14 protein-coding genes are annotated in these 17,967 nt (G+C 66.3%); 2 read left to right on the top strand and 12 right to left on the bottom strand.

Features of this window, described 5'->3' with window-relative positions; all coding sequences use genetic code 11:
* Position 1 precedes the first annotated feature (1 nt).
* On the top strand, positions 2–1,585 hold the full coding sequence (locus Q5701_RS04095; protein ID WP_306753896.1) for an OpgD/OpgG family glucan biosynthesis protein: 1,584 nt from the start codon (positions 2–4) through the stop codon (positions 1,583–1,585).
* A gap of 54 nt (positions 1,586–1,639) precedes the next feature.
* On the opposite strand, the gene Q5701_RS04090 is transcribed toward Q5701_RS04095, so the two are convergent.
* The 3 genes from Q5701_RS04090 to Q5701_RS04080 all read right to left on the bottom strand — a co-directional run bounded on the left by Q5701_RS04090 (position 1,640) and on the right by Q5701_RS04080 (position 5,930).
* Complete coding sequence (locus Q5701_RS04090) at positions 1,640–3,151, bottom strand: malonate--CoA ligase (RefSeq protein WP_306753895.1); 1,512 nt, start codon at positions 3,149–3,151, stop codon at positions 1,640–1,642.
* Positions 3,148–4,464: a malonyl-CoA decarboxylase gene (locus tag Q5701_RS04085; RefSeq protein ID WP_373568645.1), complete on the bottom strand. Its 1,317-nt coding sequence runs from the start codon at positions 4,462–4,464 to the stop codon at positions 3,148–3,150. Before Q5701_RS04085 ends, Q5701_RS04090 begins: the two co-directional genes overlap by 4 nt.
* Positions 4,465–4,547: 83 nt before the next feature.
* Complete coding sequence (locus Q5701_RS04080; protein WP_306753891.1) at positions 4,548–5,930, bottom strand: SLC13 family permease; 1,383 nt, start codon at positions 5,928–5,930, stop codon at positions 4,548–4,550.
* A 118-nt stretch (positions 5,931–6,048) separates the two neighbouring features.
* On the opposite strand from Q5701_RS04080, the gene Q5701_RS04075 reads away from it, so the two are divergent.
* Entirely contained in the window at positions 6,049–6,759 is a 711-nt protein-coding gene (locus Q5701_RS04075; RefSeq protein WP_373568615.1) for a GntR family transcriptional regulator, read from the top strand.
* Positions 6,760–6,781: 22 nt separating this feature from the next.
* On the opposite strand, the gene Q5701_RS04070 is transcribed toward Q5701_RS04075, so the two are convergent.
* The 9 genes from Q5701_RS04070 to mreC all read right to left on the bottom strand — a co-directional run bounded on the left by Q5701_RS04070 (position 6,782) and on the right by mreC (position 17,941).
* Entirely contained in the window at positions 6,782–7,789 is a 1,008-nt protein-coding gene (locus Q5701_RS04070; RefSeq protein WP_306753890.1) for an AbrB family transcriptional regulator, read from the bottom strand.
* 53 nt (positions 7,790–7,842) lie between these two features.
* A complete protein-coding gene (locus Q5701_RS04065) occupies positions 7,843–9,138 on the bottom strand; it encodes an MFS transporter (RefSeq protein ID WP_306753889.1) in 1,296 nt (431 codons plus the stop codon).
* Between the two features lie 160 nt (positions 9,139–9,298).
* Positions 9,299–11,857 carry an HWE histidine kinase domain-containing protein gene (locus Q5701_RS04060; RefSeq protein ID WP_306753888.1) on the bottom strand — a complete coding sequence of 853 codons (2,559 nt, stop codon included), beginning with the start codon at positions 11,855–11,857 and terminating at the stop codon, positions 9,299–9,301.
* Positions 11,854–12,351 (bottom strand): biliverdin-producing heme oxygenase, encoded by a 498-nt coding sequence (locus tag Q5701_RS04055; RefSeq protein WP_306753887.1) that lies wholly within the window; start codon positions 12,349–12,351, stop codon positions 11,854–11,856. The genes Q5701_RS04060 and Q5701_RS04055 overlap by 4 nt, the downstream gene beginning before the upstream one ends.
* A 140-nt stretch (positions 12,352–12,491) precedes the next feature.
* Positions 12,492–13,403, bottom strand: coding sequence for a 2-hydroxyacid dehydrogenase (locus tag Q5701_RS04050; RefSeq protein ID WP_306753886.1), 912 nt, complete (start codon positions 13,401–13,403; stop codon positions 12,492–12,494).
* Entirely contained in the window at positions 13,400–14,539 is a 1,140-nt protein-coding gene (gene rodA / locus Q5701_RS04045) for a rod shape-determining protein RodA (protein ID WP_306753885.1), read from the bottom strand. Before rodA ends, Q5701_RS04050 begins: the two co-directional genes overlap by 4 nt.
* 5 nt (positions 14,540–14,544) lie before the next feature.
* Entirely contained in the window at positions 14,545–16,485 is a 1,941-nt protein-coding gene (mrdA, locus tag Q5701_RS04040) for a penicillin-binding protein 2 (RefSeq protein ID WP_306753884.1), read from the bottom strand.
* A complete protein-coding gene (locus Q5701_RS04035) occupies positions 16,482–16,997 on the bottom strand; it encodes a rod shape-determining protein MreD (RefSeq protein ID WP_306753883.1) in 516 nt (171 codons plus the stop codon). Before Q5701_RS04035 ends, mrdA begins: the two co-directional genes overlap by 4 nt.
* A gap of 11 nt (positions 16,998–17,008) precedes the next feature.
* Positions 17,009–17,941 (bottom strand): rod shape-determining protein MreC, encoded by a 933-nt coding sequence (gene mreC, locus Q5701_RS04030; RefSeq protein WP_306753882.1) that lies wholly within the window; start codon positions 17,939–17,941, stop codon positions 17,009–17,011.
* Positions 17,942–17,967: the final 26 nt, after the last annotated feature.

Raw genomic sequence — 17,967 nt, 5'->3', positions numbered from 1 at the left:
CATGTCGAGCGACCGTTTCCACCGCCGCCACCTGCTGCAAGCCGCCCTGGGCGGCGGGGCGTTCTTTCTGTTGCCGCATCTGGCACAGGCGCAGGACGCGGCGGGGGAAAGCCAGCCATTTTCCTTTGACCGGCTTCGGGACATGGCGCGCGACCTGGCTGCGAAACCCTATGCCCCCGAGGAGATCGCCGATCCCGAAATCCTGGACCAGGTGGATTACGACCGGCATAATCAGGTGCGTTTCCGTTCCGACCGCAGCCTGTGGCAGGGGCAAGGCGATGTCTCGCCGGTGCAGGCCTTTTTCCCGGGCAGGTATTTCCGCAATCCCGTCCGGATCTTCGCGGTCAAGGATGGCATGGCGGCCGAGGTGCCGTTTTCGCTGGACCTGTTCGACATCCCCGAAGGCCATCCGGCCCGCCAGTTGACCCGCACCAAGGGATTCGCTGGCTTTCGGGTCCAGGACGCAGACACGAAGATCGACTGGATGGCCTTTTTGGGCGCGTCCTATTGGCGCACGTCGGGCTATAGCGGGCAGTTCGGCCTGTCCGCGCGCGGCCTTGCTATCGACACCGCGATCCCGGACGGCCCCGAGGAGTTTCCGCTGTTCACCCATTTCTGGCTGGAACCGGCGGAAAACGGCGATCTGACCGCCTTTGCGCTGCTGGACAGCCCCAGCGCGACCGGCGCCTATCGCATCGAATCGCGGCGCGGCAAGGGCGTGGCGCAGGACATCACCGCCACGGTGTTTCTGCGCGACGCGGTGGAACGGCTGGGGATCGCGCCCCTGACTTCGATGTTCTGGTTCGGCAAGAACACGCCCCATGTGGCCCCCGACTGGCGCCCCGAGGTGCATGATTCCGACGGGCTGGAAATTCTGGCCGCCAGCGGCGAACGGATCTGGCGGCCGCTGAACAACCCGCCGGGAACCATGGTGAACAGCTTTGCCGCCCCATCGGTCACGGGGTTCGGGCTGATGCAGCGGGAACGGGATTTCGCGCAATACCAGGACGACGGGGTTTTCTATGACCGGCGCGCAAGCGCCTGGATCACGCCGCAGGGCGATTGGGGCAGCGGCTCGGTGGTGCTGACCGAATTGCGCACGGATGACGAAATTCACGACAATATCGTGGCCTTCTGGCAGCCTTCCGGCCCCACGGCAGCGGGCCAGAGCCACGATTTCGCCTATCGCCTGGAATGGGTGCGCGACAACCCTGCTGTCAGCCCCATTGCCCATTTCACCGCCACCCGCATCGGCGCGGGCGGGGTGCCGGGCCAGCCCCGGCCCAAGGGGGTGGTCAAGATCGTCTGCGATTTTGCCGGGCCGAACCTTCAGGGGCTGACCCGGCAGGACGGGCTGGCCGTTGCCGTATCGACGGCGCAGGCCCGGGTGTCGAACACCGCCGTCTATCCCGTCGTGGGCACGGATTACTGGCGGGCGCTGTTCGACCTGTCCTTCGATGACACGGGCGATGCGCCGATCGACCTGCGCGCCTATGTCGATCACGGCGGCACGGCCATGACGGAAACGCTGATCCTGCAACTGTTCCCGTCGCAGCTTCGCGCGCTTCTGGCCCGCACGCCGTAGGGTGCGTGATGTCACGCACCTTTGGCGTCAGAGCGGTGCGTGCAAGTACGCACCCTACGCATAAAGGCTGGCGTATCGGTCGCGCAGCAGGTTCTTTTGCACCTTGCCCATGGTGTTGCGGGGCAGTTCGTCCACGAACAGCACACGCTTGGGCTGCTTGAATTTCGCCAGCCGCCCGTCAAGCGACGCCAGCACCTCCCCCTCGGACAGGGCATTGGCCGTGGCAGGCACAACAACCGCCGTCACGGCCTCGCCGAAATCGCCATGGGGCAGGCCGATCACGGCGGATTCCGTCACGCCGGGCAGCGCGTCGATTTCCGTCTCGATCTCCTTGGGATAGACGTTGTAGCCGCCGGTGATGATCAGATCCTTGCCGCGCCCGACGATGTGCAGATAGCCGCGTTCATCGAATTTCCCCAGGTCGCCGGTGATGAAAAAGCCGTTGTCGCGCAACTCGGCAGCGGTCTTTTCCGGCATTTGCCAATATCCCTTGAAGACATTGGGGCCGCGCACCTCGATCATGCCGATCTGGCCCTGCGGCAGGTCCGCGCCGGTGTCGGGATCGGTCACGATGATCTCGACCCCGGGCAGGGGCATTCCCACGGTGCCCGCGATCCGGTCGCCCTCATAAGGGTTGGACGCGTTCATGTTCGTCTCGGTCATCCCGTATCGTTCGAGGATCGCGTGACCGGTGCGCGCCTGCCATTCGCGGTGCGTCTCCGCCAGCAACGGCGCGCTGCCGGAAATGAACAGGCGCATCCGCGCGGTTGCGTTGCGGTCCAGCCGGTCGTCCTGCAACAGCCGGACATAGAAAGTGGGCACGCCCATCAGCACCGTCGCACGGTCCATCAGTTGGATGATCCGGTCGGGGTCGAACTTGGGCAGGAAGATCATCGAGGCGCCGGAAAACAGCGTCACGTTGGTCGCCACGAACAGCCCGTGCGTGTGAAAGATCGGCAAGGCATGGATCAGCACGTCATCGGCGGTATAGCGCCAGGCATCCTGCAGCGCCTGGGTGTTCGACACCAGGTTGCCATGGGTCAGCATCGCGCCCTTGCTGCGCCCGGTGGTCCCCGAGGTGTATAGAAGCGCCGCCAGATCATCGGCCTCGCGCGGGACGGTCGCGAAATCGGGCAAGGCCCTGGCGGCGGCCTCCGTCAGACTGCCCTTCCCGTCCGAGTCCAACGTCATGATTCGCGCGCCTGCCCGTGCGGCGGCATCCGACAGCGCATCGGCCCGGGCGGGATCGCAGACAAAGACCGCCGGTGTCGCGTCGCCGATGAAATAGTCGATCTCGGCGGGCGTATAGCCCGTGTTCAGCGGCAGGAAGACCGCGCCCGCGCGCACGGTGGCCAGATAAAGGATGATCGCCTCGACCGACTTTTCCACCTGCGCGGCCACCCGGTCGCCCGGCGCAACGCCTAGGGACACAAGCGCATTGGCCATCCGCCCCGCGCGCGCCACCAGATCGGCATAGCTGATCCGCTCGCCACCGGCGGTCTCGATGGCGGCGGCGCGGGCGTCCGTGACGCCGGTTTCAAGGATGTGGAACAGGTTGGCGTTCATGGCTTTTCCTTCGTGGTGGCACGCGCGGGCAAATGGCGGCGGACTGCATCCGACGCGGCGATTTCCGTGCGTTCGGCAAATGCCTCGTGATTGGCCTCGATCCGGTCGGGGTCGTACAGGTAGTTGACCATCAGCCCGTGCGATTGCTTCAAGCCGTTGGCCGATACGTCGCCTCCGAAATTCAGCCGCTCCAGGCAGGCGCCGTTGCCCAGGTGAAATCGTGCGACGGGATCGACGGCACGGCCCTTAGCGTCGCGGGCGCGCAGGAAATAGATCGCGGCCGCGGCCAGCAACGGTTCGCGCAGCACCTGCGCGGCATCGCGGTCCACGTGCCAGCCCGGCTGGTCCAGGGGTTTCAGGGCGGCGCGCAGATCGTCGTCCAGCAGGTCGCCCTCCGCCCGCGCCTTTTCCAGCCAGGCGGCAAAGCCCGGCACCGGCGACAAGGTGACAAAGGTGCGGATGTCGGGCAGTTCGGCCTTCAGTTCCTCGACCACCTGCTTGATCAGGAAATTGCCAAAGGACACCCCTGCCAGTCCCCGCTGCGTGTTCGAGATGGAATAGAACACCGCCGTGCTGGCCTGGTCCGCGTCGATGGGCTTTCGGTCCAGATCCAGCAGCGGCGCCACGGTGTCGGGAATGTCGCGGGTCAGCGCGACCTCGACGAAGATCAGCGGCTCGTCCACCAGCTGCGGGTGGAAGAATCCGTAACAGCGCCGGTCGGTCGGTTGCAGGCGATTGCGCAGGTCGTCCCAGTTCTGGATCGCGTGGACGGCCTCGTATCGGATGATCTTTTCCAGGATCGCGGCAGGGGTGTTCCAGTCGATATGTCGCAGCGACAGAAAGCCCCGGTTGAACCATGACGCGAACAGATGCGCGAAATCGCTGTCCACCCGGCGCAGACCGGGGCTGTCCTTCAGATGGCGCAGCAGTTCCTCTCGCATCCGCACAAGGGCCGCCGTGCCGCCGGGGGCCAGGTTCAGGCGGCGGAACAGTTCCTGGCGGCGGGGTTCGGCGGCATCGTGCAGCGCCTCGATGGCCTCGACGGAGCGGTTGTCGCGCAGCGCCTCGACAGCTTTGCGGACGGCATCGGGATCGGGACCGAAGTGGTCCGCCAGGGCCGTCAGGAACTCCAGCCGTTTCGCTTCGTCCGCGTCCTGGAAGGCCGTGACCAGGGCGCGGGCCAAGGCCACGCCCGACGCCTCGCCCCGCCGGGACAGCAACAGCTCGCCCATCTCGGGCAGCCCGGGCGGGGTGGTGACACGGCCCGCGGGGTCGCGCCAGCGCAGAAGGGCGCGGCCCCGGTCGGTCAGCATGTCGAACAGATCGCCGAAGCGGTTCGTGCGGGGGGTCTGCGCGGTCCGTGTCACGGCGCTCTCCTTGAGAAAGGCCGCCGGGATCAGCCCGGCAGCACGACGAAGATCAGCCACAGCACCACCGGTGCCACGACGGTGACGATGGCGCCATAGCTGAGCAGCTTGCGGAAGAAGGCCTGCCGGTCAGTGCCATGCGCGTTGGCCAGGACCAGGGCGCCATTGGTGGAAAACGGACTGACATCGACAATGGTGGACGCGACCGCCATCCCGGCGATGAAGCCGATGGCGCCGACGCCGCTTTCGCCTTGCAGGAAAGGCACGGCCAGCGGGATCAGCGATCCCAGCACCGCCGTGGACGACGCGAATGCCGACACCACCGCGCCGATGAAGAACAGCATCAAGGCCGCCAGCAGGGGCGAGGCCATGCCCGCCACGCTGTCGCCCACGAAGTCGATGGTGCCCATGGCCTGCAGCACCGCGACATAGGTGGACACGCCGGTGATCAGCATGATTTCCGGCCAGGCGACCTGCGCCATGGCGCGTTTCTGCATGGTCGGGTTCCACAACGCCAGCGCAAGGCCGATGGTCAGCGCGACAAAGCCGATATCCAGGTTGAAGGCCAGAACCAGCACCGCCAGCAGCGCCAGACCCGCCAGGGTGAAGATCTGATAAGGCGTGCCGTCGGGCTGGTTGCCTTCCTCGACCTCGGCCACCAGGCGGTTGGAATCGCCGCCCGCTTCCTCGCCGATGCGGCGGCTCAGCGCCTCGGCCTCGCTGTCGCCAAAGATCTGGGGGCCGGTGGCTGCCCGGGCGATTTCGATATGCGGGACGCGCACGGTTTCCACGGCGCCGGACCGCGCGGTCATCAACTGCCGCCCGCCCAGGACCATAAACAGGATCGCCGCCACCGCCGCGTTGACAAAGAAGCTGGCCGCAAAGGTCGTCAGCGCCGACAAGGGCAGACCCGCTTCCTGCACGACGCCGTTGGTAATGCCGCCATAGATGCTGATGGGCGAAAATCCCCCGGCCTGCGCGCCATGCACCACCATCAAGCCCATCAGCAGCGGGCTGATGTGATAGCGGAAGGCAAAGCCCAGGGCGATGGGCGCCACAATGGCGACCGCACCGGGGCTGACCGCGCCCACCGCCGTCAGCAGCGCCGAAATCCCGAACATGATCCAGGGGATCGCGCCGATCCGGCCCTTGACCGCACGCACGGCCATGCGCACCAGCCAGTCGATCGTGCCGTTGTTCTGCGCCAGGGCGAACAGCCAGGTGATACCGACCAGGGTCAGGAACAACCCGCCCGGAAAGCCGGCGATGATATCCTTGGTGGTCTGCGCGGCCAGCAGCGTGCCGACCAGAAAGGCGCCGACAAAGGCCAGGACGCCCATGTTGATCGGCCAGATGGTCGCGATCACGAACATCAGCACTAGCGCATAGATGGAAATCAGATGTGGTGTCATGCGGCGTTTCCCCTTTTCCTGCATGATCTGCGTCGGGGATCCGCCTCCACACGAATCCTCCTCCCGCAGGTTTTATACGCCAAACAGGATGTGTTGTATATAACAGGATTGCTGATGGATGTTTCATTGCTGCTTGGCTATGCTGTGGGCAGCGACGGGAGAAACGGCATTGGCCAGTGTTCCGACCACTTTGCGGATCAGGCGCGCGCTTGAGGACGCCATTGTCCAGGGCCGATACCTTCCCGGCACGCGTCTGGACCCCGAGGCATTGGAACAGGAATTCGACTGTTCACGCACCCCCATCCGCGAGGCGTTCCAGCAGCTTGAAGCCTCGGGCCTGGTCCGCGTCATGCCCAAGCGCGGGACATTCGTCAGCCAATGGACGCCTGCGGAACTGGCCGAACGCTTCGAGGTCATGGCCGAGGTCGAGGCAAGCTGCGGCCGCCTGGCCGCCCGCCGCATCAACGACGCGGAACTGGACGCCTTCCGGCAGGTCCATGACGACTGCCGCCGCTTGGCCCAGGCGGGCGAGATCGAGGCCTATTACGCCCGCAATTCGGATTTCCACCACTGCATCTATCGTGCCACCCACAATGCCTTTCTGATGCAGGAAGCCGCGCGCCTGCACGCCATGCTGCAACCCTATCGCCGGATGCAGTTGCAGGTTCGCAATCGCATGGGCCGGTCGTTCGCGGAACATGACGCCATTGTCGCGGCGATCGGCAAGGGCGATGGCGATGGCGCGGCACGGGCGCTGCGCGATCATGTGATCGTGCAAGGGGACCGGTTCCACGATCTAATCGCGGTGCTGCGGCAAACGCTGGCCTGAGGGGGCGGGGTATCCGCTGGGGTCAGCCGCGCCCGCGGCGGCGGAGCAGCCTGAACAGGATCGGCGCGCCGGTCAGCACCAGGATCACCCGCGTGATGTGATGAACCACCACAAAGCTGAGGTCGGCGCCCGCGATCAGCGCCAGCATCGACATCTCGGCCTGGCCGCCGGGCATGAAGGCCAGAAAGCCCTCGACCGGGGGCGCAAGGCCGGTCAGGGTCACGAATTCCGTCACCGCGCCCGCGATCACCGCCAGGATCAGCACAAAGACCGCACCGCCCGCGACGGTTTCGCGCAGTTCGCGCATCGTGACGCCGACGTAACTTACGCCGATGCCCATCCCGATCAGGAATTGCGCGGCCAGCAGCGCCTCTTGCGGGGGGCGCATATGCAACACGCCCGCCAGCGACAGGACGGCGGCGGCGATCAGCGGGCCCAGGATCGCCGCGCCGAACAGTCCTGCGCGTTCCGCCGCCTTCCAGCCCAGCAGGGCGGCGGCAACCATGACCGCCAGTTCGCGCCACGGGATGTCGGCGGCGGGCTGGCCCACCGGATGCGTCAGTTCGACCCCATAGATGCCCACCAGCACCAGCGGCCCGACGATCATGATGACCAGCAGCCGCGTGACATGGACCAGCGACACCTGGCGGATATTGGCCCCCGCCTCGGCCCCGAAGATGGTCATGTCGGCGGCCCCGCCGGGCATGGCGGCATAAAAGGCCGTGACCAGGTCAAAGCCGCAAAAACGGCGAAAGAACGGCACCCCGACCAGACCGATGGCCGCGACATAAAAGGGGATGATCGCCACCGACGCCAGCATCGTGGGCAGTTCGGCCACAAGGGCGGGCGTGACTGATGCGCCGATGGCCACGCCCAGCACCGACCGCGCCGCAACCGTGGCCTGGCCCAGCCCTGCCAGCCGCACGCCCGCCATGGCTGCCACCAGCGATGCGATCATCGGCCCGAACAGGAACGGCAGCGGCAGGTGCAACAGCCAGAACAGCACGACGCCGATAACTCCGATCGGCACCGTGAACGCCTGCCGCCTGCGCAAGTCGCTCAGGCTTCCTGCCGCGCTCGGCTTCAAACCTCGTCGCGTCCCGAGGCCAGGATGCAGGCCAGCGTGATCACCGATGCCGCCAGCATATAATAGCCGACATGGGACAACCCATAGGTTTGCTGCAACCAGGTCGCGGCATAGGGTGCCAGCGAGGCCCCGAAGATCCCCGCGAAGTTGAAGGTGATCGACGCCCCGGTATAGCGCACCCGCGTCGGAAAGGGCGCGACCAGGGCGGCGCCGATCACTCCATAAGTCAGGCCCATCAGGAACATGCCGACGGTAACAAAGGCATAAAGCCCGCCCTGCCCGCCGCCCATCAGCGGCGCAAGGAAAAAGGAAAAGCCGCCGATCAGGATCGTGACCACCACCAGGAACGGACGCCGCCCTGTCGCATCGGCGATCTTGCCAGCCAGCGGGATCGCCAGCCCGAAGATGACCGAGCCATAGAGCTGCATCAGCAGGGCGTCCATGAAGGCGATCTGCCGGACCTTGACGTTATAGGACAAAAGCCAGGCCGAGCAGATATAGAACAGAACGAATGTCACAAGCGCCACGAATGTGCCAAGGAACAGGCTGCGCTTGTGATTGCGGAACAGTTCCACCACGGGAACGGATACGCGTTGGTCGCGCTTGACGGCCTCGGCGAATTCCGGCGTCTCGGTGATCGACAGGCGCACCCACAGGCCCAGGACGATCAGGATGATCGAGGCCAGGAAAGGCAGCCGCCAGCCCCAGGCCAGCAGGTCCTCCTGGGACATGAAATGCAAAAGCACCCAGAAAAAGCCCGAAGACAGGAACAGCCCGACCGGCGCCCCAAGCTGCGGAAACATCCCATACCAGCTTCGCTTGCCTTCAGGCGCGTTCTCGGTCGCCAGCAGCACGGCCCCGCCCCATTCGCCGCCCAGGCCGAAGCCCTGCCCGAACCGGCACAGCGCCAACAGCGCGGGCGCGGCAACGCCGATCTGGGCATAGGTCGGCAGCAGGCCGATGATGACGGTGGAAATTCCCATGGTCAGCAACGCCGCGACCAGCGTGGCCTTGCGCCCGATCCGGTCGCCGAAATGGCCAAAGACGATCGCGCCGAAAGGCCGGGCGAAGAAGGCGATGGAAAAGGTGGCAAAGGATGCCAGCAGCGCCGTTGTCGCATCGCTGGCCGGGAAGAACAGCGTCGGAAAGACCAGCACGGCGGCCGTTGCATAGACGTAGAAGTCAAAGAACTCGATGGTCGTGCCGATCAGGCTGGCCAGCAGCACCCGCGCCGGGGAATTGGCGGGGGCAGCACGCGCAACATGGGATGCGGGGATTGTCTGATCAGTCATGGTTCGTCGATCCGCTTGTTCAGGAACGGCGCGGCATCGCGGAAGATGCCCGCCAAAGACCCTGCGCTATCGCAAAGACTGCGGAAAGAGAATGCGAGACAGCCCGATAATTGCGTGCGCATGGCGGGTTTGCGTTCAGGGATTGCCCGCCCGCCGGGGGTCAGTGGGCCTGCGCTTCGGCCTCGGCCAGTTTCCGCAGGATGTCGCCGATCTGATAGGGTTTGCTGACAATGGGGGTGTTGGCAAAGCGGTCGGGCAGGCCGATGTCGCTGCCATAGCCGGTGGCAAAGACAAAGGGGATGGCGCGGGCGCGCAGGGCTTCGGCCACGGGCAGGGAATTTTCGTCCGCCAGGTTCACGTCCAGGACGGCCAGTTCGGGCGGATCGGCCTTGATCAGGGCCAGGCCGGCAGCGACCGTGGCCGCGCGTCCGGTGACCTGCAGGCCGTTGTCCTGCAATTCCGCCTCGAGCGACATGGCGATCAGGGTTTGATCCTCGACCAGCAGCACGCGCCGCCCGGACAAGGGACCGACAGCCGCCACGACCGGCGCCTGGGGCCGCGCACGGGCAGCAGGGCCCGGATCGGCAAGGCGCACGAAATCGGCGGGCAGCGTGAAAACGGCGGCGATCCCCTGCGGGCGATAGTCGATATGGGCCTTGCCTCCCAGGTCGAAGGGCAGCGATTGTTCGATCAGCGCGGTGCCAAAGCCCGACCGCTGCGGGGGCGTCAGCCCTTCCAGGCCATCCTCGGTCCAGCGGATGCGGCAATGACCGTCGCCGTCGAGGGACCAGTCCACCGAGAGATGACCGCCTGGCCGCGACAAGGCGCCGTATTTCGCGGCATTGGTCGCCATCTCGTGCAGGATCAGCGCCATGACCGAAAAGGCCCGACCGTCCAGGGCGACCGCCGGCCCGTCCAGCCGGATCGGCTTGCCGTCGCCCGCATAGGGACCAAGCTCCGCCCCCAGCAGGTCGGCCAGCAAGCCGCCCTGGTCGTCGCGGACCACCTGGTCATGGGCAAAGGCCAGGGCTTGGATGCGCCCGCGCAGGGCGTCGGCGTAATCGCCCAGAACCTCGTCGTCCTTGGGCTTGCGGCTGACCAGCGACTGAATGATCGCCAGGATGTTCTTGACCCGGTGGTTCAGTTCCTGGTTCAGCACGCGCTGCCGGACGGCGGCGCGGGTGCGTTCGTCGGCCAGAACCTCATTGTTGAACAACAGCACCTCGACCACGGCGATGCGCAGCGCCTCGGCAAAGCGGCGGTCGGCCTCGGACCAGGGGTGGCTCTTGCCGCGGACGGTTTCCTTCCAGATCGCGAAACTCTTGCGCGGGGTCAGGCGGTCGCCGAACTGGCCGGTGGCATAGATCTTGTTCGGATCGCCCGCCCAGTCCAGCGTCTGCACGGCTTCCTTGCGGAAATAGAACAGGAAATCGCGCGGCCGCTTCGACAAGGGCACGATCATCACCCCGGCGACATCCAACGGACCTGCATCGGGCAGCAGGTCGGACAGGCAGTCGGTATGAAACACCTGAGCCTCGGACAAGCCTTCGGCCAGGGCCAGGATCGGCGCGGCCTGGGCGGCGTCCGGGGCATGGCCCAGGGCGGTCCAGCAGCCGTCGAACCACATGGCGATGCCTTCGGCCGGGATCAGTTCCGCCAGGTCGGGCATCCGGCTTTGCAGGGTCTGGCCCGCATCCTCGTTCCGGGTGACATTGACCAGCAGGTCGTCCAGTGCCCGGCGCGCGGCCAGTTCGGCGTCGCGCGCCTGCTTGCGGGTCAGTGCGTCCAGATGCATCGAAAAGAACTCGCCCACCATTTCCGCCGCCGCGCGGTCGGCCATGGTCAGCACCTTGGGCGAGTAATGATGGCAGGCGATCAGCCCCCACAAGGCGCCGTCGATGATGATCGACACCGACATGGACGCGGCCACGCCCATGTTGCGCAGGTATTCGCAATGGATGGGCGAAACGCTGCGCAGATGGGCATAGGACAAGTCCAGCGGTTCGGCCTGCGGTCCCTGGGCCAGGATCGGCACCGGCACAAAGGACGCGTCGCCGATCACCCGAATGGGATTGCGCAGATACAGGGCACGGGCCTGCTGGGGAATGTCGCCCGCCGGGAAATACTGGCCGCGAAAGCTTTCCTGTTCGTCCAGCTTGGCCTCGGCCACGACCTTGCCCGCACCGTCCTCGCCCAGTTGATAGACCATCACCCGGTCGTATCCCAGTTGCGCCTGCATCAGCATCGCCGCCTGGGCGATCAGCCGTTCGGTGTCCTCGGTGCGGCGCAACCGTTCGATCACCGTGCGCGACAGGCTGATGATCGTCCCCAGCCGGTCCGAGGCAGGCTCGAACTCGATGAGGGTCTGGCCCCGGAAGCGGTGAATGGTCACGTCCAGCACCTGTTCGTTCAGCAGCACGCCAAAAACCAGGGCCGGGCGCGGGTTCTGGCCCGACATCGCCAGGGCGTTGAGCAGCCTGTGCGCGTGATCGGCTCCGATCACCTCGGTCAGGGACTGGCCCAGGGGATCGGCCGGCAGGTTCAGCATCGTCGCCGCATTGGCGGAACGGTAAACCACCCGGCGCGCGGCATTGTCGCAGGCCAGAAGGCAGCCATGGGGCTGGATGCTGCCGGGAATGTGGATCGGCTCTCGGTCGCAATTGGTCAGGTCGATGGGCTTGCCGACCAGGGATGCGTCAAAGGCGGCGCTTTCGTTCATGCAAGCGCCTTTACGCCATAAGCCCGCAGCGCAAGCCCAAAGACATCGCGCGCGGCGGATGCAGCCTGGGCCACGGGAAGGTCGGCCCCTTCCAGCCAGGCCAGGAACTGCCGCCAGCGGTGCGGCGATGCCGTCTGCGCCGCCAGGTGGCGGGCACCGTGATCCGCCGTGAACCCCTGGTCTACCGCGCGCCGCGCCAGCAGCCGCGCGCCCAGGGCCGATCCCTCCAGCACATAGCAGGCGGCGGCCTGAGCGGCGGGGCTTGCAAGGGAAGGCGGTGCGGGAACGTCGGGGCGCGGCTGGTCCAGATCCGCCAGATCCTGCGCGATCAGGGGGGCAAGCCGCTGCACCTGCCAGCCCTGATCGGCCAGAACGGGTTCGATGGCCGCGCGAAAGGCATAGCTGCCCGACAGAAAGGCGCAATAGTCCGCAGGTTCGTCGAAAACGCCGATCGCCTGGTCCAGGCGGTCATGCAGATCACGCGTTTCGATCATCAGAACGCGGCGGAGGGAGCCGTCTGTCATGAGGGAGCCGGGTTGCAGGTTCATATGGCCCAGACATAGCGGTCCTTGCAGAAATGCTGCAATAGGCAAATCCAGACAGGGGGTTAACGAAAGTTAACTGGTTGGGAAGCCTAGTAACCCCGCTGCCGGTCCACAAGATGCAGGACCGGCCGGCCTGCCATGGCGCGGCGCAGATTTTCGACCGCAACGGGGGCGGCGGTTTCCACGCGGGTTTCGGCGGCGATATGGGGGGTGACGGTCACGCGGGGATGGGACCAGAAGGGATGGCGGGGGCCCAGCGGCTCGGCGCGGAACACATCCAGCACCGCATGGCCCAGATGACCCTTGTCCAAGGCCGCCAGCAGCGCGTCGTCATCCAGCACCGTGCCCCGTCCGGGATTGATCAGCCAGGCATCCTTGGGCAGCAGGGCCAGCCGGCCGGCATCCAGCAGGCCGCGGGTGTGCGGTGTATCGGGCAAAAGGGTGATCAGGATCTCGGCCTGCGACAAGGCCTGATCCAGGCCGTCAGAACCGAAGACCCGCACCCCCGGCACCGCGCGGCCCGAGGCGCTGAACCCAGCCAGCCGGAAGCCGATGCCGCCCAGCATCGCCGCCACGCTGCGGCCAAGCTCTCCCATCCCCAGGATCGTCACCTGCCGGGCATCGGCCAGGGGCGGGGTCAGGTCGTTGCGCCAGACGCCATCCTGGGCATAGGCGTCCATGCAAAGATGTGCGCGCATCGCCCAGCCGGTGCAATATTCCGCCATGCCCCGCGCCAGCCCGGGATCGACCATCCGCGCCAGGGGCTGGGTCAGCGTGGGGTTTGTCACGATGCGTTCGACCCCGGCCCACAGGCTTTGCACCAGACGCGCGTTCACGAAGGGCGACAAATCGCCGACCGGGCCACCCGGCGCAAAGATGATCGCGTCGATGCTGGCGGGATCGGCCTCGCGCACCAGGTCCATCTCGGGGGCAAGCCGGGTCAGGACGGGCGCCCAGTCGGGCCACAGCGAATCGGGGGCGGCGAACAGGACGCGCATCATCGCGGCCTGTGGACATGGGCGGCCTGAACCAGACCAAAGCCCAGCATCAGGATCATCAAGGATGTCCCGCCATAGCTGACCAGCGGCAAGGGCGATCCCTTGGCGGGCAGCATCCCCATCACGGTCGCCATGTTGATCGCGAAATACAGAAAGAACGTCCCGCTGATGCCCACGGTGATCAGGGCCGCGAAACGGTCGCGGTTGGTCAGCGCGGAATACAGGCAAAAGCCGATGATCAGGGTGTAGAGGCCCAACAGCGACATGGCCCCCACGAAGCCGAATTCCTCGGCCAGGACGGTGAAGATGAAATCGGTGTGCTTTTCGGGCAGGAAGTTCAGCCGCGATTGCGTGCCCTGCATGAAGCCCCGCCCCGACCAGCCGCCCGATCCCAGGGCAATCTGGCTTTGGATGATGTTGTATCCCGCGCCCAAAGGGTCGGCGGTCGGGTCCAGAAAGGTGTCGATGCGCCGGAACTGATAATCCTTGAGCAACTGCCAGTCCGTGCCGCGGCTTTTCAGGACGGTCACCACCAGCCCCACGGCGGCAGCGATCACGGCGGCGAAATACCACAAGGACACGCCTGCCGCGAACATCAGGATGCCGCCGCCTGCCACCAGCATGATCGAGGTGCCCAGGTCGGGCTGGATCAGCACCAGCGCCGTCGGGGCCAGGATCAGGACCACCGGGATCAGCACCCACAAGGGCCGTGAAACCCGGTGGGGGGCCAGCCAGTCGTAATAGGCCGCCAGCAGCAGCACGAGCGAGATCTTCATCAGCTCGGACGGTTGCAGGCGGATCGGGCCGATGTCGATCCAGCGTTGCGCGCCCATGCCGATTTCGCCCACCAGTTCCACCGCGACCAGCAGCAGGAAGCAGCAGACATAGGCGGGGATGGAAATGCCGCGCCAGAACCACATCGGCACAAAGGCCAGGGCGATCATGATCACCATGCCTGCGGCAAAGCGATACATCTGCGGCTCGGCCCAGGTGTCCACCCTGCCCCCGGCGACCGAAACCAGCATCAGGAACCCGATCGAGGCCACGGCGGCGATCAGGAAGACCAGCGGCCAGTTCAGATACAGGATCTTGCGGATGCCGGTCGGTGTCTGGGCGACGGAGTAGCCAAGATAGGACATGACGATCAGGCCCGCGTCAGCCGGGGCGCATCCGGCGTGAACAGGTGCATGGCGTTGTGGCGTTCTTCCATCGCATCGCGCTGATCGCCGGGCACGGCGTCCAGCGGCGGCAACCCGTCCGCCAGGGCGAACAGCATGATGTCGCGCGCAACCGGCGCCGCCACCGCCGATCCGCCGCCGCCATGTTCGACCACCACCGACGCCGCATAGCGCGGCGCGTCGAACGGCGCGTAACAGACGAACAGCGCGTGGTCGCGCCGATTCCAGGGCAACTGATCGTTCGACACCACCCCCCGCGCGCGTTCGGCGGCGGTGATGTTGCGAACCTGGCTGGTGCCGGTCTTGCCCGCCATGCGCCACTCCTCGCGGGTGATGCGCATCCGGCGGGCGGTGCCGCTTTCGGAATTCATCACCGCGTCCATTCCCATCCGCGCGATACGCAGGAACCCCGGATCCAACCCCAGGTCCGGAAAATCGGGGACCGGCTGCGCCACCCCGTCGATAGCGCGCACCAGCCGGGGCCGAACCTCGCGCCCTGTCGCGATGCGCGCGGTCATCACCGCCAGTTGCAGCGGCGAGGCCAGGACATAGCCCTGGCCGATCGAGGCGTTCAGGCTGTCGCCCACCTGCCAGGTCTGGCCATATCGCGCCTGTTTCCAGGCCCGGTCCGGCGCGATGCCTTCGGCCACGGCGGACATGGGCAAATCGTGGCGCTGGCCCAGCCCCAGCCTGCGGGCCATGGCGGCGATCCGGTCGATGCCGACCTTTTGGGCCAGTTCGTAATAATAAACGTCGCAACTGTGCGACAGGCTGGTCACCGCATCGACGCTGCCATGACCGCCCCGGCGCCAGCAGTGAAAGCGCCGCCCGCCGACCTCGGTATGGCCGGGGCAGTAAAAGCGCGTTCCGGCATTGATCACGCCCGATTCCAGCCCTGCCAGCAGCGTGACCATCTTGAAGGTCGAGCCTGGCGGATAGACCCCCTGCACCGTCTTGTCGGCCAAGGGACGGTGGTCGTGGTTCATCAGCGCCTTGTAGTCGGACGATGAAATTCCCCGCACGAACTTGTTGGGATCGAAGCTGGGCGACGAACAGATCGTCAGGATGTCACCCGAATGCACGTCGATCACGACGGCAGCCGCGCTTTCCTGCCCCATGCGTTGGGCGGCATAATTCTGCAACCGCGCGTCCAGGGACATCTGGACGGTGGCGCCCTGGTCGCCCTCCTGGCGCGACAGCTGGCGCATCTCGCGGCCCGCGCTGTTCACCTCGACTCGGCGCTGACCGGCCTTGCCGCGCAGGTGATCCTCCAGCCGGGCCTCGAAGCCGACCTTGCCCAACTGGAACTCGGGCAGCATCAGGACGGGATCGGGATCTTCGATCTTGGACAGGTCGTAATCGGACACAGGCCCGACATAGCCCAGCACATGGGCCATGTCGCCCGCGCGGGGATAAACGCGCGACAGGCCCGATTCCGGCGTGATTCCGGCCAGAGACGGGGCGTTGACGGCGATGGAACTGAACTGTTCCCAGGTCAGCCGGTCGGCCAGGACGATGGGCGTGACCGCGCTGCGCCTGGAAAATTCTTCCAGAAGCTCGGCCATGCGGTCGTCGCTGATGGGGATCAGCCGGGCCAGCCGGCGCAGGACGGGTTCCACATCGCCGCCCGCTTCCTCTCGGGTCAGGGTGACACGGTAATTCTGCTCGTTGCCCGCGATGACGATGCCGTTGCGGTCATGGATCAGGCCGCGCGCGGGCACCAGCAGGCGGATCTTGATCGAATTGCCGTCGGCCAGCATCCGGTATTGCTCGGCCTGCTCGACCTGCATCGAGCGCAGCTTCAAGGCCAGCGTCGTCACCACGCCCAACTGGATACCCCCCAGCAACAGCCCCCGGCGGCCGATGCCCCCACCCGTTTCGCCCGTCTGGCGCGGCGTTCTGGTCATCGCGCGAACCTCATCTGCTCGGCCAGGACGGGGGTGGTGCGGCGCAGCCCGAACAGGATCCGCGCGGCCAGGACGACCAGCGGATAGGCGGCGACCGTGGCGATGAAATGCAGGAGCACCTGACCCAGGGCCGGAACCGGCATCATGAACAGCACCTGTATGATACGATAAGCCAGCATCATCATGCCCATCAGGATGGCTGTGCGCAGCCATTCAACCATGAATGGCGCATCGCGCCAACGGGCTTCACGCAAGCGTGCAGCCTCGGATCCGGCCAGGACGATGGCGGCCCAAAGGCCAAGGGGCTGGAACAGGATGATGCCCTGGAGGACAAAGACCAGGGCGATCACCGGTGCGGCCAACTGGTCGGGGCGGCGCAGCACCCAGGCCAGCACAAGGCACAGTTCCAGATCCGCGCCCGGCCAGCGAGTCGCCCCCGCCGACAAGGGCAGCAGCCGCAGGAACAGCAGCACCGCCGTGGCCGCGCAGAACAGGACCGTGCCAATCAGCATCTGCCGGTTCATCATTCGGTGCCCGTCGCCAGGGGATCGGAGGCCGCCGCCTCGACCGGCGAGGCGGGCATCTGCGGGCCGATCAGGCCCCGGTCGCCGGGTGCGATCACCGCCCCGCTGTCCACCACGGTTTCAGCCGGATGGGACCGCAGCACGCGCAGGAATTCCAGCCGTCCGTAATCGGCGGCCAGCCGCAGCCGGATCCGCCCGTCGCTGCCCTGGACCGCCTGCCCTGCCAGCAACCCCGGCGGGAACACGCCCCCGTCGCCCGAGGTGACGACCCGGTCGCCGGGGCGCACGTTGTCCGGCATCTCGATGAAATCCAGGAACGGCAACGACGTGTTGTCCCCGGTCAGCAGCGCCTTTTCGCCCGAAGGCTGGACGGATACCGGAATGCGCGACGACGGGTCGGTCAGCAGCACCACGCGGCTGGTGCGCTTGCCCACGCCGGAAATCCGGCCAACCAGCCCCAGCCCGTCCATCGTGGCCCAGCCTTCGACAATGCCGTCATCCGTGCCCACGTTCAGCAGCACCGACTGGCGAAAGGCCGACCCGCTGTCCACCATCACCATGCCCGTGACACTGGTCAGGGCCGGGTCGATGCGAACATTGTTCAGCGCCATCAGCTTGGAATTTTCCTGTTCCAGCTGGACGGCGGCTTCCTTCCAGGCCTGCATCTTCTGCAATTCGCGGCGCAGTTCCTGGTTCTGTTCATAGATCCGGGCATAGGACTGGAACCCGCCGATCATCTGGCTGGCTTTCGTCACGGGGGCCATGGCCCAGCCGAAACCTGGCACCACCCGGTCGATGATGGCGATGCGCATCGCCTCGGCCCGGGGACTGTCGATGCGCCAGAACAGGAACAGCGCGACCAGCACAAGGGTCATCAGCGCGATCAGCACGCGCCGCACCGGTGTGGTGAAGTCTGGACCCTTGCGTGCCATTCAGGCGACCCCTGCCCGGCCGCGCC

The organism is Paracoccus actinidiae, assembly GCF_030863885.1.
GTDB classification, from domain to species: domain Bacteria; phylum Pseudomonadota; class Alphaproteobacteria; order Rhodobacterales; family Rhodobacteraceae; genus Paracoccus; species Paracoccus everestensis.
This window is presented reverse-complemented; position numbering and strand designations above follow the sequence as displayed.

Excerpts from the sequence above, each read along its gene's own strand:
- Q5701_RS04050 (WP_306753886.1), bottom strand. The coding sequence starts at position 13,403 with ATGATGCGCGTCCTGTTCGCCGCCCCCGATTCGCTGTGGCCCGACTGG.
- Q5701_RS04075 (WP_373568615.1), top strand. The coding sequence starts at position 6,049 with ATGTTTCATTGCTGCTTGGCTATGCTGTGGGCAGCGACGGGAGAAACG.
- Q5701_RS04065 (WP_306753889.1), bottom strand. The coding sequence starts at position 9,138 with ATGACTGATCAGACAATCCCCGCATCCCATGTTGCGCGTGCTGCCCCC.
- mrdA (WP_306753884.1), bottom strand. The coding sequence starts at position 16,485 with ATGACCAGAACGCCGCGCCAGACGGGCGAAACGGGTGGGGGCATCGGC.
- Q5701_RS04055 (WP_306753887.1), bottom strand. The coding sequence starts at position 12,351 with ATGATCGAAACGCGTGATCTGCATGACCGCCTGGACCAGGCGATCGGC.
- Q5701_RS04085 (WP_373568645.1), bottom strand. The coding sequence starts at position 4,464 with ATGCTGACCGACCGGGGCCGCGCCCTTCTGCGCTGGCGCGACCCCGCG.
- Q5701_RS04035 (WP_306753883.1), bottom strand. The coding sequence starts at position 16,997 with ATGCTGATTGGCACGGTCCTGTTCTGCGCGGCCACGGCGGTGCTGCTG.
- Q5701_RS04090 (WP_306753895.1), bottom strand. The coding sequence starts at position 3,151 with ATGAACGCCAACCTGTTCCACATCCTTGAAACCGGCGTCACGGACGCC.
- rodA (WP_306753885.1), bottom strand. The coding sequence starts at position 14,539 with ATGTCCTATCTTGGCTACTCCGTCGCCCAGACACCGACCGGCATCCGC.
- Q5701_RS04060 (WP_306753888.1), bottom strand. The coding sequence starts at position 11,857 with ATGAACGAAAGCGCCGCCTTTGACGCATCCCTGGTCGGCAAGCCCATC.
- Q5701_RS04095 (WP_306753896.1), top strand. The coding sequence starts at position 2 with ATGTCGAGCGACCGTTTCCACCGCCGCCACCTGCTGCAAGCCGCCCTG.
- mreC (WP_306753882.1), bottom strand. The coding sequence starts at position 17,941 with ATGGCACGCAAGGGTCCAGACTTCACCACACCGGTGCGGCGCGTGCTG.
- Q5701_RS04080 (WP_306753891.1), bottom strand. The coding sequence starts at position 5,930 with ATGACACCACATCTGATTTCCATCTATGCGCTAGTGCTGATGTTCGTG.